Raw genomic sequence first — 16,881 nt, forward strand, 5'->3', positions numbered from 1 at the left:
GCTGCACTTTCCAACACGGTCGCAGTCACACCCCTACGAGCTACTTAATCGATAGGAGTTACGGACCATGGCTATTTTTGCATCCCGCAATAAATCGCTGCACAGCATCGAAACGGAAATCGAGCACCTGATCTCCAGCCTCGACAGCTTAAAGAGCGAAGTAAGTGATGAATCGCAGAAATCGCTGAAAAGCCTGCGTACCAGCGCTGAGCGTGTGCTCGGCCATTCCCGCGACCTGCTCAGCGACACCTACGCCGACGTGAAGGAAAAAACCTACCAGACCGGCGTGGCTGCCCGTGACTACACCCGCGAGCACCCGGTTGCCTCTGCTAGCCTGGCGCTGGGCGTGGTGGCATTGGCCGGCTACCTGATCTTCCGCAACAACGATTGATCACCCGGCGACACTAGCCGAGTTGGCGCGCCAGCCACTGCGCCAACTCGGCGGCCCGCGCCGATGGCGTGCGCGCCGGCACCCAGAGCGCCAGCTTTGCGGTGGTTTCAACAAAGCCCCAGGGCGCGACCAGCCGCCCCGCCGCCAGCTCATCGGCGACCAGTTGCTGTGGCGCAATCGCCACGCCTAATCCCGCAACCGCCGCCTCCAGCAAGTAATACAAATGCTCAAAGCCTTGCCCGAGCTGTAGTTTCGCGCGCTCGATATTCTGACTGTTTGCCCACTGCGGCCACGCCTGCGGACGTGAGGTGGTATGCAGCAGGGCTTCGCCCGTGACCGCGCTTGGCGTGGCTTCATTGAGAAGAGTAAAGCCTGCGTAGCGTGGGCTCAGCACGGGCCCGATGCGCTCGGCCGCCAGCTCAAACACCTGCATATCCGCCGGCCACGGCGGTTCGGCAAACCATAGCGTGGCGTCGATGCCGGGCCGGCGCGGGTCCAGGTCGCCGTCGCTGGCCGACAACTGCAAGCGCAAGTGCGGCAGCTCGCGGTTCAGGCGGTCCAGGCGTGGAATAAACCAGCGCGCCAGCAAGCTGCCGGGGCAAGCCAACACGAACGGCGCGTCGGCGGTTTGTTGTTTCAGCTCGGCGCAGGCGCTGCGCAAGCGCTCGAAGGCGTCGGCGCTGGCATCACGTAAGCGACTGCCGGCATCTGTGAGTTTTAAGCCGCGCCCGTCTTTGCTGAACAGTGGCAAGCCCAGGTCTTCTTCCAATACTTTAATTTGCCGGCTCACGGCGCCGTGAGTCACGTTAAGCTCAAGCCCCGCTTTGCTCAGGCTGTGCAGGCGCGCCGCTGCTTCAAACGCGCGCAGGGCATTAAGTGGAGGAAGATCGCGAGCCATAGCGGTTTAACCTGTGAGTTTTTCTAACAGATGGCGGCGATCTTATCGCTTTATTCCCGCGGACGTCGCGCCTAGAGTGAACGCCATCGAAATCCAGCTTCCAGCAGGAGCCCACCATGACCCAGACTTCCTACCGCAGCGGTCCCGACGCCACCGGCCTGTTCGGTTCGTTCGGCGGACAGTACGTTGCCGAAACCTTGATGCCGCTGATTCACGACCTGGCGGCCGAATACGAAAAAGCCAAAGAAGACCCGGCGTTCCTCAAGGAGCTGGCCTATTTTCAGCGCGACTACGTCGGCCGTCCAAGCCCGCTGTATTTCGCTGAACGCCTGACCGAGTTCTGCGGCGGCGCGAAGATTTACCTCAAGCGCGAAGAGCTCAATCACACCGGCGCGCACAAGATCAACAACTGCATCGGCCAGATTCTGCTGGCGCGGCGCATGGGCAAAAAACGCATCATCGCCGAGACCGGTGCCGGCATGCACGGCGTGGCGACCGCCACCGTGGCCGCGCGTTTTGGCCTCGACTGCGTCATCTACATGGGTACCACCGACATCGATCGCCAGCAGGCGAACGTGTTCCGCATGAAGCTGTTGGGCGCTGAGGTGATTCCGGTCACCGCCGGCACCGGCACCTTGAAAGACGCGATGAACGAAGCCTTGCGTGATTGGGTGACCAACGTCGACTCCACCTTCTACCTGATCGGCACCGTGGCCGGCCCGCACCCGTACCCGGCCATGGTTCGTGACTTCCAGGCCGTAATCGGCAAAGAAACCCGCACCCAACTGCAAGATCAGGAAGGCCGCCTGCCGGACTCGCTGGTCGCCTGCATCGGCGGCGGCTCGAATGCCATGGGCCTGTTCCACCCGTTCCTGGACGACCAAGGCGTGCAAATCATCGGCGTTGAAGCGGCCGGTCACGGCATCGAAAGCGGCAAACACGCCGCCAGCCTGAACGGCGGCGTACCGGGCGTGCTGCACGGCAACCGCACTTTCCTGCTGCAAGACGACGATGGCCAGATCATCGACGCCCACTCGATTTCTGCCGGCCTGGACTACCCCGGCATCGGCCCGGAACACGCCTGGTTGCACGACATCGGCCGCGTTGAGTACACCTCGATCACCGATAACGAAGCCCTCGCCGCGTTCCACAAATGCTGCCGCCTGGAAGGCATTATTCCGGCGCTGGAAAGCGCTCACGCCTTGGCCGAAGTGTTCAAGCGCGCCCCTAAATTGCCAAAAGATCACCTGATGGTGGTGAACCTGTCGGGCCGTGGCGACAAGGACATGCAAACCGTCATGCACCACTTCGACGAACAGGAAGAACACATATGAGCCGCCTGCAAAGCCGTTTCGCCGAACTCAAACAACAGAACCGCGCCGCCCTGGTGACCTTCATCACCGCAGGCGATCCGGGCTACGCCACCTCGCTGGAAATTCTCAAAGGGTTGCCGGCAGCCGGCGCCGACGTGATCGAACTGGGCATGCCCTTCACCGATCCGATGGCCGACGGCCCGGCCATTCAGCTGGCCAACATCCGCGCGCTGGCCGCCAAGCAAGACCTGGCGAAAACCCTGCAAATGGTTCGTGAATTCCGCGAAGGCAACAGCGACACGCCGCTGGTGCTGATGGGCTATTTCAACCCGATCCACAAATACGGTGTGCCGGCGTTTATCGCCGACGCCAAGGAAGCCGGTGTCGACGGCCTCATCGTGGTCGACCTGCCGCCCGAACATAACGCCGACCTGTGCGACCCGGCGCAGGCAGCGGGGCTGGACTTCATTCGCCTGACCACGCCGACCACCGACGACAAGCGCCTGCCGAAAGTGCTCAACGGCAGCTCCGGCTTCGTTTATTACGTGTCCGTAGCCGGTGTTACAGGCGCGGGCTCGGCAACGCTGGAACACGTGGAGCAAGCGGTGGCCAGACTGCGTCGCCACACCGATCTGCCCATCAGCATCGGCTTCGGCATCCGCACCGCCGAACACGCCGCGACCATCGCGCGTTTGGCTGATGGCGTGGTTGTGGGCTCGGCGCTGATCGACCACATCGCCAACGCCGGCAGCCAGCAAGAGGCCGTAAAAGGCGTGCTGGGCCTGTGCGCCGAACTGGCCGAAGGGGTACGCGGCGCGCGCAAATAAGCGCAGCGTTGCCCAATAAAAAACCGCCACAGCCGAAAGGGTGTGGCGGTTTTTTTATGTCGCTGAGCCAGGCTGTTGTAGGAGCCAGCTTGCTGGCGAACCCTGCAAACGAAAAGCTTCGCCAGCAAGCTGGCTCCTACGGGGAGATCGACGTGGTTAAACCCGGAAATGGCTCACCAACTGCTGCAACTGCCCGCCTAAACGCGCCAGCTCCACGCTGGACGCGGCGGTCTCATCGCTAGCCGCTGCCGTCTGCTCTGACACATCGCGCACATTGAGAATGCTGCGGCTGATTTCTTCAGCCACGGCGCTCTGTTCTTCGGCCGCCGCAGCAATCTGCTGGTTCATGGACTGAATGTTCGACACCGTGGCGGTGATGCTTTCCAGCGCGGTGCCGGCTTTGCGGGTGAGCAGCACGCTGCTGTCGGTGAGGGTGCGGCTGTTGCTCATGACGGTGGCGACCCGCTGCGATCCGCTTTGCAGGCCGGCGACCAGCCCGGCAATTTCTTCGGTGGATTGCTGGGTGCGCTGGGCCAGGCTGCGCACTTCGTCAGCCACCACGGCAAACCCACGGCCCGCTTCACCGGCACGCGCCGCCTCAATGGCGGCGTTGAGGGCCAGCAGGTTGGTCTGGTCGGCGACGGCTTTGATCACGTCCATCACGCTGCCGATCTTGTCGCTTTCCTGTTGCAGCACGTGCATGGCTTCGGTGGAACGCGCCACTTCCTCGGCCAGGCGCTCGATTTGGGCGATGGCTTCGCCCACCACGCGGTCGCCTTCGCGGGCTTCCTGGTCGGCGAGGCTGGCAGCTTGAGACGCGTCTTCGGCGTTGCGCGCGACTTCCTGCACGGTGGCCGACATTTCATGCATGGCGGTGGCCACCTGGTCGGTTTCGATTTTCTGGCTGTTGACGCCCGCGCTGGTTTGCTCGGTGACGGCGGACAGCTCTTCGGCGGCGCTGGCGATTTGCGTAACGCCATCGCGGATGTGGCCAATCAGGTCCCGCAGGGTGGTGCCCATGCGCTGAATGCCTTGTTGCAGCACGCCCAGTTCGTCGCGGCGCGTTACGTTCAGGTTTTGCGTGAGGTCGCCATCGGCTATGCGCTGCACCACGGCCAAGGTTTCCGCCAGCGGACGGGTAATTTGCCGGGTGATGACCACGGCGGCCAGCACACCCAGCAACAACGCCAGCAGCGTGGCGCCCAGCTGCAGTTCACGGGCCTGGGCGCTTTCGGCGTCGCGGCGGGTGATCTGGATTTTGTTCAGCCCTTCGTTCAAGGAAACGATGGCGGCGCCTTGGTCGGTCATTTCCTTGCGCGCCACGGCAATGGCGTCGATGGCGGCTTTGAAACGGCCGAGGGCGGCGCGGTAGTTCTGCAGGTGGCCTTCGAGTTGTTGCAACTCACTGGCATGGGTCTCGCCAAACGGGCCGCGCAAGTTCTGCAGGCCAGCGACGGCGGCATCCAACTGCTTGATGGCTTTCTGCTCGGTGTCGGCGTTTGGCGCGGCGGTGTAACCGCGTACTTCGTAGCGCGCCAGAATCAGCTGCTCGCGCGCCTGGGTGATGGTTTGAAAGGTGTCGAGGCTGGCGCGTTGCACGGCGTCGGCGTTGAGCGTGTCGAGTAACTTCAGCGCGGCTTCGGCGTTGCTCCCCATCTCTGTACGTGCGGCGTTGTTAGCGCTGTAGCCGGCGCGCATGGCGTTGAGGGATTTCTGGTACGCCTCGATCTGCGCTTTCTGCTCATTGAGCAGCTTGAGGTTGTCCGGGCTTTTAAAGGTGTTCAGCAGGTTCTGTTGCTGCTTGGCAAAGCTTTCGAGGGTGGTTTGCACCGTTTGCGCGATGGTTTCGTCGCCGTTGGCGATCATGTATTGCAGCCGGCTCACCCGCAGTTTGGTCAGCGCCGCGTCGAGCTGAGCAATGTCGCCCATCCACATGCTGCGGTTGATAAGGCCGCCGAGGCTGTTCCAGCCAGTGACGGCGAGAATCACGGTAAGGGCCAGAACCAGGCCGAAGCCGAGCCCGAGTTTCTTGTTGACGCTGATGTTGCCGAACCATTCGTTCATAAACACTCCAGTGCTTTTTGCGCGTCTTCGTTGGCATTTAAAGACGTGGCTTACGGTTAAGTCGGAAAGGAAACCTGGAGGTCTTGTTGTTTTTGAACCAGTTCTCGCGTTGCATCGACGCCCCGGATGGCTCTCAGGCCACGCAATCAGTGTGGCTCACTGGCGCTAAACTGCATTTGCGTCACACTTGTGCGCAAAACGCGGGGCTGGCCCGCTTAGTTGTGAGCACCGAGCAACAATGAAAACGACTTTGGATGAATTGCTGGCGTTTATCTCGGTGGTCGACAGCGGTTCGATAACCGCCGCTGCCGAGCAGCTGGGCCAAACCGCTTCGGGCGTCAGCAGGGCGCTGAGTCGCCTGGAAGAAAAACTCGACGTCACCCTTTTGCATCGCACCACGCGGCGCTTGGAACTGACCGAAGAGGGCCATGCGTTTGTGCAGCAGGCGCGGCGCATCGTTGCCAGCGTGGAGGAAGCCGAGGAGCAAATGGCGTTGCGCCGCCAACGTCCGGCAGGGCGCTTGCGCGTGAACGCCGCCTCGCCGTTCATGCTGCATGTGATCGTGCCGCTGGTGCCGGGCTTTCGCGCGCTGTACCCGGACATCGAACTGGAGCTGCACAGCAGCGACCAAATTATCGACCTGATCGAACAGCGCACCGATGTGGCGATTCGCATCGGCCCGCTGCGCGATTCCACGCTGCACGCGCGGCCGCTGGGCAGTAACCGCTTACGGGTGCTCGCCAGCCCCGGCTATCTCGAGCAATGGGGCGCGCCGCAGACGGTGGAAGAACTGAGCGAGCGCAGCGTGCTGGGCTTCACCCAGCCGGAAACGCTAAACCAGTGGCCGCTGCGTCACGCCTCGGGCCAGCATTGGCAGACGACGCCGACGGTTAAAGCGTCCAGCGGCGAAACGTTGCGGCAGTTGGCGATAGAAGGGGTGGGGCTGGTATGTCTGGCCGATTTCATGACTCACGACGACCGCGCCGAAGGGCGGCTGGTGCAGGTCCTAGAAGCGCACACCGTTGACGTTCGCCAGCCCATACACGCGGTGTACTACCGCAACACCGCGCTGGCCTCGCGCATTACCTGCTTTCTCGATTACGTCAGCGAGCAGATGAAGCCGTAGCGCCGAACTACACCGCCAGCTCAAGCAATTCGCCCGTCACCTGGCCGTCGGCAATGTGCAGAAAGCCAACGCTGATGGGCAGCTTGAACCGGCGCGGTCCGGCGCTGCCCGGGTTGATGTAGAGCACGCCGTGCTGTTGTTTTTGCAGCGGCTTATGGGAGTGGCCGGTTACGACCACGTCGATGCCGGCGGGGAGTTGTTCCGGCACATCGGCCATTTCATGCACCACGTAAATGCCGACGCCGTCGATGCGCAGCACCGCATGGGTCGGCACGCTGCTGGCCCAGGTGTCGTCCTGGTCGTTATTGCCGCGCACCACAGTCAGCGGCGCGCGGTCGCGCAGGGCTTCGAGGATCTCCGGTTTGCCAATGTCGCCGGCGTGCACGATACGGTCGCAGCCCTCGAGCGCGGCCAGTGCTTCGGGGCGCAGCAAGCCGTGGGTGTCGGAAATCAGACCGATCTTCATGGGCGTTTCCTCCTACAGGCTAAGCCGTTAAAAAACATAGGGTTGTGGACGACGAGTCGTTTTCGCCGCGTTTTGCTGACGTTTTCACGACAGTGGATGGCGCGCAGAGCGAGCCTACCGTCGCTGCCGGACCGGGCCTGTCATGTCCATTTGTTAGCGTCGGGCTTTCATTCTGGAGGATCGACGATGACATTCGCCCACACCGTATTCGCCGCCGCCGTTGCGCTGAGTCTGGCCGGCCCGGCCGCCGCTGCCACCGAGCTCAAGCACTGGCCTGCCGAGGCCGCCAAGCAGCTGGACGCCATGATTGCGGCGAACGCCAACAAGGGCAACTTCGCTGTCTTCGATATGGACAACACCAGCTACCGGTACGACCTGGAAGAATCGCTGCTGCCGTTTATGGAAAACAAGGGCGTGCTGACCCGCGAAAAGTTGGACCCGTCATTGAAACTGATCCCCTTCAAAGACACCGCCGAGCATAAAGAAAGCCTGTTCAGCTACTACTACCGCCTGTGCGAGATCGACGACATGGTCTGCTACCCGTGGGTGGCGCAGGTGTTTTCCGGCTTCACGCTGAGCGAGCTCAAAGGCTATGTCGATGAGCTGATGGCCTCGAACAAACCGGTGCCGAGCACCTACTTCGAAGGCGATGTGGTGAAGACCATCGAGGTGCAGCCGCCGAAGGTATTTGCTGGCCAGGCTGAGCTGTACAACAAGCTGATGGAGAACGGCATCGAGGTGTACGTGATGACCGCCGCCTCGGAAGAACTGGTGCGCATGGTCGCCTCGGACCCGGCATACGGTTACAACGTCAAACCGCAGAACGTCATCGGCGTCAGCCTGCTGCTCAAAGACCCCAAAACCGGCGCGCTGACCACCGCGCGCAAACAGATCACCGCCGGCGCCTACGACGCCAAGGCCAATATGGGCCTGGAAGTCACGCCGTATCTGTGGACGCCAGCCACGTGGATGGCCGGCAAGCAGGCGGCCATTCTCACGTACATCGACGAATGGAAAAAACCGGTGCTGGTCGGTGGCGACACGCCAAGCAGCGACGGCTACATGCTGTTCCACAGCGTCGACGTGGCCAAAGGCGGCATTCACCTGTGGGTTAACCGCAAGGACAAATACATGGGCCAGATCAACGCCATGATGGCCAAGCATGCGGCGGCGCAAGCCAAGGAAGGGTTGTCGGTGACGGCGGATAAAAATTGGGTGGTGGTGAAGCCGGAAGAGATTCAATAGGGCTCCCACAAAAGAGCCCCTCTCCCCAGCCCTCTCCCGCAAGCGGGAGAGGGGGCCTGACTGCGGCGGATCGTCGTGCACCTATCTGTTCCCCTCGCCCGTTTGCGGGAGAGGGGCTAGGGGAGAGGGCTCGATTTTGATCTTCCACAAAAAAGCCCCGCACTTGGCGGGGCTTTTTCATTTCAGCGCTAAACCATTACAGCCCGTCGAGCATGGCCTTGTTACGCACCGCGCCTTTATCGGCACTGGTGGCCAGCAAGGCGTACGCCTTCAACGCTGTGGTCACTTTGCGTGGGCGTTTTTCCACCGGCTTCCAGCCTTTTTTGTCTTGCTCGTGGCGGCGGTGGGCGATTTCTTCGTCCGTCACCAGCAGGTTGATGCTGCGGTTGGGGATGTCGATCAGCACTTTGTCGCCGTCGCGCACCAGACCAATTGCACCGCCTGCGGCGGCTTCCGGCGAGGCGTGGCCGATGGACAGGCCCGAGGTGCCGCCAGAGAAACGGCCGTCGGTGAGCAGGGCGCAAGCTTTGCCCAAGCCTTTGGATTTCAGGTACGAGGTCGGGTAGAGCATTTCCTGCATGCCCGGGCCGCCTTTCGGGCCTTCGTAGCGAATGATGACGATGTCGCCTTCTTTCACTTCGTCGGCGAGGATGCCGCGCACCGCGCTGTCTTGGCTTTCGAAGATTTTCGCGTTGCCTTCGAACACGTGAATCGACTCATCGACGCCGGCGGTTTTCACCACGCAGCCGTCCAGGGCGATGTTGCCGTACAGCACGGCCAGGCCGCCTTCTTGCGAGTAGGCGTGCTCGAAGCTGCGGATGCAGCCGTTTTCGCGGTCGTCATCCAGGGTTTCCCAACGGGTCGACTGGCTGAATGCGGTCTGGGTGGGGATGCCTGCCGGGCCGGCTTTGAAGAAGTGGTGCACGGCTTCATCGTCGGTCTGGGTGATGTCCCACTTGGCGATGGCTTCGGCCATGGATTTGCTGTGCACAGTCGGCAGGTCGGTGTGCAGCAGGCCGCCACGGGCCAGCGAGCCGAGAATACTGAAGATGCCGCCGGCGCGGTGCACGTCTTCCATGTGGTACTTCTGGATGTTTGGCGCCACTTTGCACAACTGCGGAACCAGGCGCGAAAGACGGTCGATATCGCGCAGGTCGAAATCGATTTCGGCTTCCTGCGCAGCGGCCAGCAGGTGAAGGATGGTGTTGGTCGAGCCGCCCATGGCGATGTCGAGCATCATGGCGTTTTCGAAGGCTTTGAAGTTGGCGATGTTGCGCGGCAGAACCGATTCGTCGCCCTCGCCGTAGTAGCGTTTGCACAGCTCGACCACGGTGCGGCCGGCTTGCAGGAACAGCTGCTCGCGGTCGCTGTGGGTGGCCAATGTAGAACCGTTGCCCGGCAGGGCCAGGCCCAGGGCTTCGGTCAGGCAGTTCATCGAGTTGGCGGTGAACATGCCGGAGCACGAGCCGCACGTTGGGCAGGCGCTGCGCTCGTATTCGGCGACTTTTTCGTCGGAGGCGGTGGAGTCCGCGGCGATGACCATGGCGTCGACCAGGTCCAGGCCATGGCTGGCCAGCTTGGTTTTGCCCGCTTCCATCGGACCACCGGAAACGAAGATCACCGGAATGTTCAGGCGCAAGGCTGCCATCAACATGCCGGGGGTGATTTTGTCGCAGTTGGAGATGCAGACGATGGCGTCGGCGCAGTGCGCGTTGACCATGTACTCCACGGAGTCGGCGATGATCTCGCGGCTCGGCAGCGAATAGAGCATGCCGTCGTGGCCCATGGCGATGCCGTCGTCGACCGCGATGGTGTTGAATTCTTTGGCCACGCCGCCGGCTTTTTCGATTTCGCGGGCTACCAGCTGGCCGAGGTCCTTCAGGTGCACGTGGCCGGGCACGAATTGGGTGAAGGAGTTGGCGATGGCGATGATCGGCTTTTTGAAATCTTCGTCTTTCATCCCGGTGGCACGCCACAGGGCGCGGGCGCCGGCCATGTTGCGACCGTGGGTAGACGTTTTTGAGCGGTAATCAGGCATGACGTGTTCCTGCGGCTAATCAGGTGTCTGTTTATATACGTGTTTGAGCAGAGCCTGGGGCAACGGCAGATGGCCGCGCGGTCGGGGCAGGTCGCAATTCGAAGCGGGGTCACCGCTCGTGCGGCCGGGGCTCATAAGCCCGCCGGGGATGGTTGGCGAGGAATGCGCCCGATTCTACGCCGCTCAGCGCGGGCGAGGAAAGGCTGGCTGTCAGGATGGGGGTTTGCAGGAATCGCGGCTAAAGCCGCTCCCACAGACAGAGGTGGGAGCTTTAGCCGCGATCGGCCTCAACGTCTTAAGCGTTTGGCAGCAACCGGCAGGTCAGGCTCTTGATGTAGCGGGTTTCGGCAATCGCCATGTGCACCGGATGATCCGGGCCCTGGGCGCCGCGCTCGAGCATGATGATGTTGCGGTCCAGGTGACGGGCGCTCTGCAGCAGGATGTTCTGCAGGTTGTCTTCTTCCAGGTGCATGGAGCACGAGGCGCTGACCAGAATGCCGTCCTTGCTGAGCAGGCGCATGGCCATTTCGTTGAGGCGGCGGTAGCCAGCTTCACCGTTTTTGATGTCTTTCTTGCGTTTGATGAAAGCCGGTGGGTCGCAGACGACCACATCGAAACGCTCTTCCGACGACTTCAGCTCTTTCAGCGCGGCGAACACATCGCCTTCGATGCAGGTCACCTTTTCGGCCACGCCATTAAGGGTGGCGTTGCGCTCTACACCGTCCAGGGCGGTTGCCGAAGCATCGACGCAGAACACTTCGCTGGCACCGAACGCAGCGGCTTGCACGCCCCAGCCGCCGATGTAGCTGAACAGGTCGAGCACGCGCTTGCCGTTGACGTACGGCGCCAGGCGCGCGCGGTTCATGCGGTGGTCGTAGAACCAGCCAGTTTTCTGGCCTTCGATTACGGGCGCTTCGAACTTCACGCCGTTCTCTTCCAGGGCCACCCATTCCGGCACCACGCCAAACGGCGTTTCCACGTAACGCGGCAGGCCTTCGGCATCGCGGGCGGCGGAGTCGTTTTTGAACAGCACGCCACGCGGTTGCAGCACTTGCACCAGAGCGGCGAGCACGTCGTCTTTGTGACGCTCCATGGTCGGTGAGCTGATTTGCACCACGAGAATGTCGAAGAAACGGTCCACTACCAGACCCGGTAGCAGGTCGGAATCGCCGTACACCAGGCGGTAGCACGGCTGGTCGAACAAGCGCTCGCGCAGCGACAAGGCCACATTAATGCGGTGCACCAGCAGCGATTTGTCCAGTTCGTGTTTGGTGTCGCGCGACAGCAGGCGGGCGCAGATCAGGTTGTTGGGGCTGATGCCCACAACGCCCAGCGGCTTGCCACCGGCGGCTTCGAGAATGGCTTGGTCGCCTGCCTGAAAGCCGGACAGCGGCGTGACGGCGACATCGATTTCGTTGCTGTAAACCCACAAATGCCCGGCGCGCAGACGGCGATCGGCATTGGCTTTTAGGCGCAGGCTGGGCAGGGACATGGGGGGCGCTCTCCGAAAAAAGAGCGGGAGTATAGCCCAGACAGCACAGCGCCCGAAGCGCTGACTATGACGCCTGTGGGAGCGGCTTCAGCCGCGATGCTTTTCTATAGGATCAAAAGCATCGCGGCTGAAGCCGCTCCCACAAGGTGGCAAGGGCGTCGTTATGCGGCCAGGGTTTCAATCAGCTTTTTGCTAAACGCCGGAATATCGTCCGGCTTGCGGCTGCTGATAAAGGTGCCGTCTTGCACCACTTCTTCATCGACCCACTTGCCGCCCGCATTGGTGATGTCGTCTTTGAGCGAAGGCCAGCTGGTCATGGTGCGGCCTTTGACCAGACCAGTGGACACCAGCAGCCAGGCGCCGTGGCAGATCACGGCGATGGGGATTTCCTTCTGCGCCGCTTGCACCACCAGGCTTTGCGCTTCGGGAATGGTGCGGATGGTGTCGGAGTTCATCACGCCGCCCGGCAGCACCAAGGCGTGGTAGTCGTCGATGTTGGCCGCCTCGAAGGTTTTGGTGACGGGGAAGTCGTCGGCGGGTTTGTCGTGGTTCCAGCCTTTCACTTGCCCGGTGCTCTTGGACAGAATGTCCACCGTGGCGCCGGCTTGTTCCAACGCTTCTTTCGGGCCGGTCAGTTCAACCTGTTCAAAGCCGTCGGTCACCAGAAGGGCAACGCGCTTACCTTGCAGAGAGGTCGTCATGGGAGCTCCTTTTATTTCGTGGAAGGTGTATTTCCGAGGGCGGTGGCGAGGGGAAAGTTCATGCTGTTTGCTCCAGACGAGCGGCGCTGGCCGCTCGCCCGCGCCGTTATTGAAATCTTTCCGTCTGTCGGTGTTTTCCTACGTTGGTGAGGGTTACGTCTGCCAAGTTGGCGGTTAGACTGTGTAACTCGTCACGCTAGCAGCCTGTGCAGTCATGGCCCACGAACTCTCCGCCGAACAAATCCAGAAAGTCCTGCAAGGCATCAGCGTGCCGCCGCAGCCTCAGATCATGGTCGACCTGCAGATGGAGCAGGTGATGCCGCACCCGGATCTGAAGAGCATCGCCAAGCTGATTAGCCAAGACCCGGGCTTGTCTGGCGCCTTGCTGAAAATCGTCAATTCGCCGTTTTTCGGGCTGTCGAACCGCATCGCTTCCATTCAACAAGCCGTGAACCTGTTGGGCTGTAACACCGTCATCAATCTGATCAACGCGCAGTCGATCAAAGGCGAAATGACCGACGAGGCCATCGTCACCCTCAACCGCTTCTGGGACACCGCGCAAGACGTGGCCATGACCTGCCTCACGCTGGCCAAGCGCATCGGCTACCAGGCGGCCGACGAGGCCTACACCCTGGGCCTGTTTCACAACTGCGGCATTCCGCTGATGATCAAACGCTTCCCCGACTACATGACCGTGTTGGAAGAGGCCTACGCCAGCGCCACGGCCGAGCGGCGCATCGTCGACACGGAAAATCGCGTGCTCAATACCAACCACGCGGTGGTCGGTTACTTCACCGCCAAGTCGTGGAATTTGCCGCTGCACCTGTGCGACGCCATCGCCAACCACCACAACGCCCTGTCGATTTTTACCGACGACTCGGTGCGTGATGCGCAGCTGAAAACGCTGTTGGCGATTCTGAAGATGTCTGAGCACATCTGCGAAAGTCACCGCGTGCTCGGGAATCAGACGGACGATTTCGAGTGGCAGAGCATCGAGCAGCTGGTGCTGGAGTACGTCGGGTTGTCGGAGTACGACTTTCAAACCTTGAAGGAAAGCATCCGCGATCTGGGTGTGCACTGAGCCTTCGGTTTGCTGCCGTCCTTGCTAAGGTGCTGCACCCTCTATTTCCGACCCTGCGTCATGCCTGAGCGAACCCATGCCTGAATTGCCCGAAGTCGAAACCACGCGTCGCGGCATTGCGCCGTATCTGGAAGGTCAACGCGTGAGCCGCGTGATTGTGCGCGACCGCCGCCTGCGCTGGCCGATTCCGGAAGACCTCGACGTGCGCCTGTCTGGCCAGCGCATCGAAAGCGTAACGCGGCGGGCCAAGTACCTGCTGCTCACCGCTGAAGCAGGCACCTTGATCAGCCATTTGGGGATGTCGGGCAACTTGCGCCTGGTGCCCATTGATACGCCGGTGGCCAAGCACGAACACGTCGATATTGAGCTGGAGTCCGGCCTGGCGCTGCGTTACACCGATCCGCGCCGGTTCGGTGCGATGCTCTGGAGCACCGAGCCGTTGCTGCATGAGTTGCTGGTGAAGCTGGGGCCGGAGCCTTTGACCGAGCTGTTCGACGGCGACCGCCTGTTCAAACTCTCGCGCGGCAAAAGCATGGCGGTGAAGCCGTTCATCATGGACAACGCGGTGGTAGTGGGGGTCGGCAATATTTATGCGACCGAAGCGCTGTTCGCCGCCGGTATCGATCCGCGACGCGAAGCCGGCTCCATTTCCCGCGCGCGCTATCTGGAGCTGTCGCTGCAGATCAAACGCATCCTGGCCCACGCCATCGAGCGCGGCGGCACCACGCTGCGCGACTTCGTTGGCGGTGACGGTCAGCCGGGCTATTTCCAGCAGGAATTGTTCGCTTACGGGCGCGGCGGCGAGTTCTGCAAAACCTGCGGCACCACGTTGCGTGAAGTGAAACTCGGACAGCGCGCCAGCGTGTACTGCCCACGGTGTCAGCGCTGATACAACGGTGAAAAAGCAGCGTGCTTGAGCGCGCTGTTTGCAGGGCGTGTGTAAGCGCACAGTTACGGGCGGTTTTTCGCTCGCCAATTGCCCTGTAAAACCCGCAGAATGCGTTCTCCAGCGCTTGACGGCCGTCACGCTGACAATTTCCGGGGCGCTGTTATAGTTACAGCCACCGCACTTTGAATCGATGAAGGACCGCACTCATGAACCTGTTCCGCTCAACCGCTGTCGTCCTGGCGCTGTCCACTGGCTTCCTGGCACTGCCGGTAATGGCAAATGGGTCGGGTCCTACCAATCAGAGCGGCGACCCTGCTTATGACGTTCAGGCACCACCTGCCTGGGCGATGATGGGCGACCTGATCGTTGCGCGTCCTCTGCTCATCGCCGCCACCATCATCGGCGCCGGCGCCTTCGTCATCAGCCTGCCGTTCACTGCCGCTGGCGGTAACGTTGGCGAAGCGGGCAAGGCGCTGGTGGTTGATCCGGGCCGTGAAGCCTTCGTGCGCTGCCTGGGCTGCACCGAAAGCGGTTACAAGCGTCCTGAGCAGCAATAACCCGCCTCGCTCGGCGACATAAAAAAGCCGGTCCATGTGACCGGCTTTTTTGCGCCTGGGTTTTGTTGAATCTGGCGGCTAGGGCTTGGCGCCCATCGACAACTTCGCCTGGCCAATGCCGCGAGGGTCGCTCGCCGCTTCCACCGTGCGGCTGTCTTTATTCCACAGCAGCACTTGCTGGTTGCCATAGGGCCGCGCCACCGGTTTGGGCGTGTAGCCGCGCGCTTGCAGGGCGTCGAGTTCGGCGGCCGTGAAGGCGTTGGGTTCGTACTCGACCACGTCGGGCAAATACTGATGGTGATAGCGCGGGGCCGCAGGCCAGCTCGCCACCGGTTGGCCGTCGAGGTATTGCAGCATCGCCAGTAGCACCATGCTCGGAATGCGGCTGCCGCCCGGTGTGCCGAAGGCGCTGAATTGCGTGGGGCTTTCGATAAAGCTTGGGCTCATGCTCGACAGCGGTCGTTTGCCGGCGGCCACGGCATTCGCCTGGCTGCCGCTCAGACCATAGGCGTTGGCGCCTTGCACGTTGGCGGCGAAGTCGTCCATTTCGTCATTGAGCAACACGCCGGTGCCGGGTGGGGTGAAGGCCGCGCCGAAGGGCAGGTTCACCGACAGCGTGGCGGACACCGCGTTGCCCGCAGCATCCAGCACCACAAAGTGCGTGGTGTGGTTGCCTTCTTTCCAGGCCGGCGACGGCGGCAGGGCGCTGCTGGGCGTGGCTTTTTGCGGGTCGATGCCGCTGGCCAGCTGCTTCAAGTAAGCGGGGTCGAGCAGCTTGGCGATTGGGTTGGCGATAAAGTCCGGGTCGCCCAGCAGACCGCGATCCCGATAGGCGCGGCGCAGCACTTCAATCACATAGTGCGCGCGCTGCAATTTGTCGGCCTCGCGCCACGGCAGCTGCTGCAGCATCGCCAGGCTTTGCGCCAGGGCGATGCCGCCGGCCGACGGTGGCGGAGCGCTGATCAGCTCGCGGCCATCCTGTAACGGGTAGCGCAGCGGCTGACGTTCCACCACTTGGTATTGCTCAAGGTCGGCGAGGGTCCAGATGCCGCCAGCGGCGCGAACGCCGTCCACCAGTTGCTGCGCCGTTTCGCCGCTGTAGAAGCCTGGCTTGCCGTAGCGACCCAGCCGCTCAAGGGTGTTGGCCAGCTCCGGCTGGCGCAGCAGGGCAAGCGCTTCGGGAATTTCACCTTTGTCGTCGAGAAACAGCCGCGCGGTTTCCGGGTTGTCGCGCAGCGCCGACAACCGCCATTGGGCGCGTTCGCGGTACACGGGGTCGATGGAGAAACCGTCACGGGCCAAGCGAATGGCCGGGCCCAGCGAATCCATCAGCGGCAGGCGGCCATATTTGCGCGCCAGCTCCACCAGGGCGGCGGGCAAGCCGGGAATCGCGGCGGCGAGGCTGCCGTCGAGCGACAGCTTCGGGTCTATTTTTCCGTCGCGCTTGTACAGGTCGGCATGGGCAGCAAGCGGCGCGCGCTCACGGGCGTCGAGGAAGCGGTACTGAGGTTGGTCGCCGGCTTGGCGCAACAGAAAAAAACCGCCGCCGCCCAAGCCCGAGCTGTAAGGCTCGACCACCGCCAATGCGGCGCTGACGGCGATGGCCGCGTCAAAGGCATTGCCGCCGGCGGCCAGTGTTTCGAGGCCGGCGATGGTCGCGGCAGGGTGCGCGCTGGAGATGGCTGCCTGATTGGGCAGCGGCGCCGCGCTGGCGCTGAATACGACAAGAAGCAGCCAGGCCGCCAAAACAGCCTTGGTTGAGAAGGAGCTGAATCGGCGGCAACGGTGCATGG

15 protein-coding genes and 1 pseudogene are annotated in these 16,881 nt (G+C 62.2%); 8 read left to right on the forward strand and 8 right to left on the reverse strand.

Translation table 11 applies throughout. The features are described from left to right. Positions 1–67: 67 nt before the first annotated feature. Positions 68–391 carry a DUF883 family protein gene (locus ACZZ0Q_RS00320; protein WP_122492158.1) on the forward strand — a complete coding sequence of 108 codons (324 nt, stop codon included), beginning with the start codon at positions 68–70 and terminating at the stop codon, positions 389–391. 13 nt (positions 392–404) lie between these two features. On the opposite strand, the gene ACZZ0Q_RS00325 is transcribed toward ACZZ0Q_RS00320, so the two are convergent. Next, a complete protein-coding gene (locus tag ACZZ0Q_RS00325) occupies positions 405–1,289 on the reverse strand; it encodes a LysR family transcriptional regulator (protein WP_463540483.1) in 885 nt (294 codons plus the stop codon). Between the two features lie 116 nt (positions 1,290–1,405). Between ACZZ0Q_RS00325 and trpB the strand changes: the two genes are divergently transcribed. Then, positions 1,406–2,623 carry a tryptophan synthase subunit beta gene (gene trpB / locus ACZZ0Q_RS00330; protein ID WP_122492156.1) on the forward strand — a complete coding sequence of 406 codons (1,218 nt, stop codon included), beginning with the start codon at positions 1,406–1,408 and terminating at the stop codon, positions 2,621–2,623. After that, positions 2,620–3,429, forward strand: coding sequence for a tryptophan synthase subunit alpha (gene trpA / locus ACZZ0Q_RS00335; protein ID WP_122492155.1), 810 nt, complete (start codon positions 2,620–2,622; stop codon positions 3,427–3,429). Before trpB ends, trpA begins: the two co-directional genes overlap by 4 nt. A 156-nt stretch (positions 3,430–3,585) precedes the next feature. On the opposite strand, the gene ACZZ0Q_RS00340 is transcribed toward trpA, so the two are convergent. Together ACZZ0Q_RS00340 and ACZZ0Q_RS00345 are read right to left on the reverse strand one after the other, a co-directional pair. Then, positions 3,586–4,449 (reverse strand): methyl-accepting chemotaxis protein, encoded by an 864-nt coding sequence (locus tag ACZZ0Q_RS00340; RefSeq protein WP_463542262.1) that lies wholly within the window; start codon positions 4,447–4,449, stop codon positions 3,586–3,588. Further along, a pseudogene (locus tag ACZZ0Q_RS00345) lies at positions 4,441–5,493 on the reverse strand (methyl-accepting chemotaxis protein); the annotation flags it as partial. The pseudogene ACZZ0Q_RS00345 and the gene ACZZ0Q_RS00340, both read right to left, overlap by 9 nt. Positions 5,494–5,731: 238 nt before the next feature. Here ACZZ0Q_RS00345 and ACZZ0Q_RS00350 point away from each other — a divergent pair. Next, positions 5,732–6,619, forward strand: a complete 888-nt coding sequence (locus ACZZ0Q_RS00350; RefSeq protein WP_463540482.1) for a LysR substrate-binding domain-containing protein — start codon at positions 5,732–5,734, stop codon at positions 6,617–6,619. Between the two features lie 7 nt (positions 6,620–6,626). Here the strand turns inward: ACZZ0Q_RS00350 and ACZZ0Q_RS00355 are convergent, their stop codons facing one another. Further along, positions 6,627–7,085 (reverse strand): metallophosphoesterase family protein, encoded by a 459-nt coding sequence (locus ACZZ0Q_RS00355; protein ID WP_463540481.1) that lies wholly within the window; start codon positions 7,083–7,085, stop codon positions 6,627–6,629. 186 nt (positions 7,086–7,271) lie between these two features. On the opposite strand from ACZZ0Q_RS00355, the gene ACZZ0Q_RS00360 reads away from it, so the two are divergent. After that, the gene (locus tag ACZZ0Q_RS00360; protein WP_463540480.1) at positions 7,272–8,330 is read left to right on the forward strand and encodes an HAD family hydrolase; all 1,059 of its coding nucleotides are present in this window, start codon (positions 7,272–7,274) and stop codon (positions 8,328–8,330) included. Positions 8,331–8,526: 196 nt separating this feature from the next. Here the strand turns inward: ACZZ0Q_RS00360 and ilvD are convergent, their stop codons facing one another. The 3 genes from ilvD to ACZZ0Q_RS00375 all read right to left on the reverse strand — a co-directional run bounded on the left by ilvD (position 8,527) and on the right by ACZZ0Q_RS00375 (position 12,561). Further along, positions 8,527–10,368, reverse strand: coding sequence for a dihydroxy-acid dehydratase (ilvD, locus tag ACZZ0Q_RS00365; RefSeq protein WP_122492150.1), 1,842 nt, complete (start codon positions 10,366–10,368; stop codon positions 8,527–8,529). Between the two features lie 295 nt (positions 10,369–10,663). Continuing rightward, positions 10,664–11,860, reverse strand: a complete 1,197-nt coding sequence (locus ACZZ0Q_RS00370) for a class I SAM-dependent rRNA methyltransferase (RefSeq protein WP_122453000.1) — start codon at positions 11,858–11,860, stop codon at positions 10,664–10,666. 161 nt (positions 11,861–12,021) lie between these two features. Then, entirely contained in the window at positions 12,022–12,561 is a 540-nt protein-coding gene (locus ACZZ0Q_RS00375) for a type 1 glutamine amidotransferase domain-containing protein (protein ID WP_463384201.1), read from the reverse strand. A gap of 268 nt (positions 12,562–12,829) precedes the next feature. On the opposite strand from ACZZ0Q_RS00375, the gene ACZZ0Q_RS00380 reads away from it, so the two are divergent. From ACZZ0Q_RS00380 to ACZZ0Q_RS00390, 3 genes are all read left to right on the forward strand, one after another. Then, positions 12,830–13,642, forward strand: coding sequence for an HDOD domain-containing protein (locus ACZZ0Q_RS00380; protein WP_463542261.1), 813 nt, complete (start codon positions 12,830–12,832; stop codon positions 13,640–13,642). Positions 13,643–13,718: 76 nt separating this feature from the next. After that, positions 13,719–14,531 carry a bifunctional DNA-formamidopyrimidine glycosylase/DNA-(apurinic or apyrimidinic site) lyase gene (mutM, locus tag ACZZ0Q_RS00385; RefSeq protein ID WP_122492147.1) on the forward strand — a complete coding sequence of 271 codons (813 nt, stop codon included), beginning with the start codon at positions 13,719–13,721 and terminating at the stop codon, positions 14,529–14,531. Between the two features lie 206 nt (positions 14,532–14,737). Beyond that, entirely contained in the window at positions 14,738–15,088 is a 351-nt protein-coding gene (locus ACZZ0Q_RS00390; RefSeq protein WP_463540479.1) for a multidrug transporter, read from the forward strand. A 78-nt stretch (positions 15,089–15,166) separates the two neighbouring features. Here the strand turns inward: ACZZ0Q_RS00390 and ggt are convergent, their stop codons facing one another. After that, a complete protein-coding gene (ggt, locus tag ACZZ0Q_RS00395) occupies positions 15,167–16,879 on the reverse strand; it encodes a gamma-glutamyltransferase (RefSeq protein ID WP_463560188.1) in 1,713 nt (570 codons plus the stop codon). Positions 16,880–16,881: the final 2 nt, after the last annotated feature.

It is taken from the genome of Pseudomonas sp. AC070 (assembly GCF_979258635.1).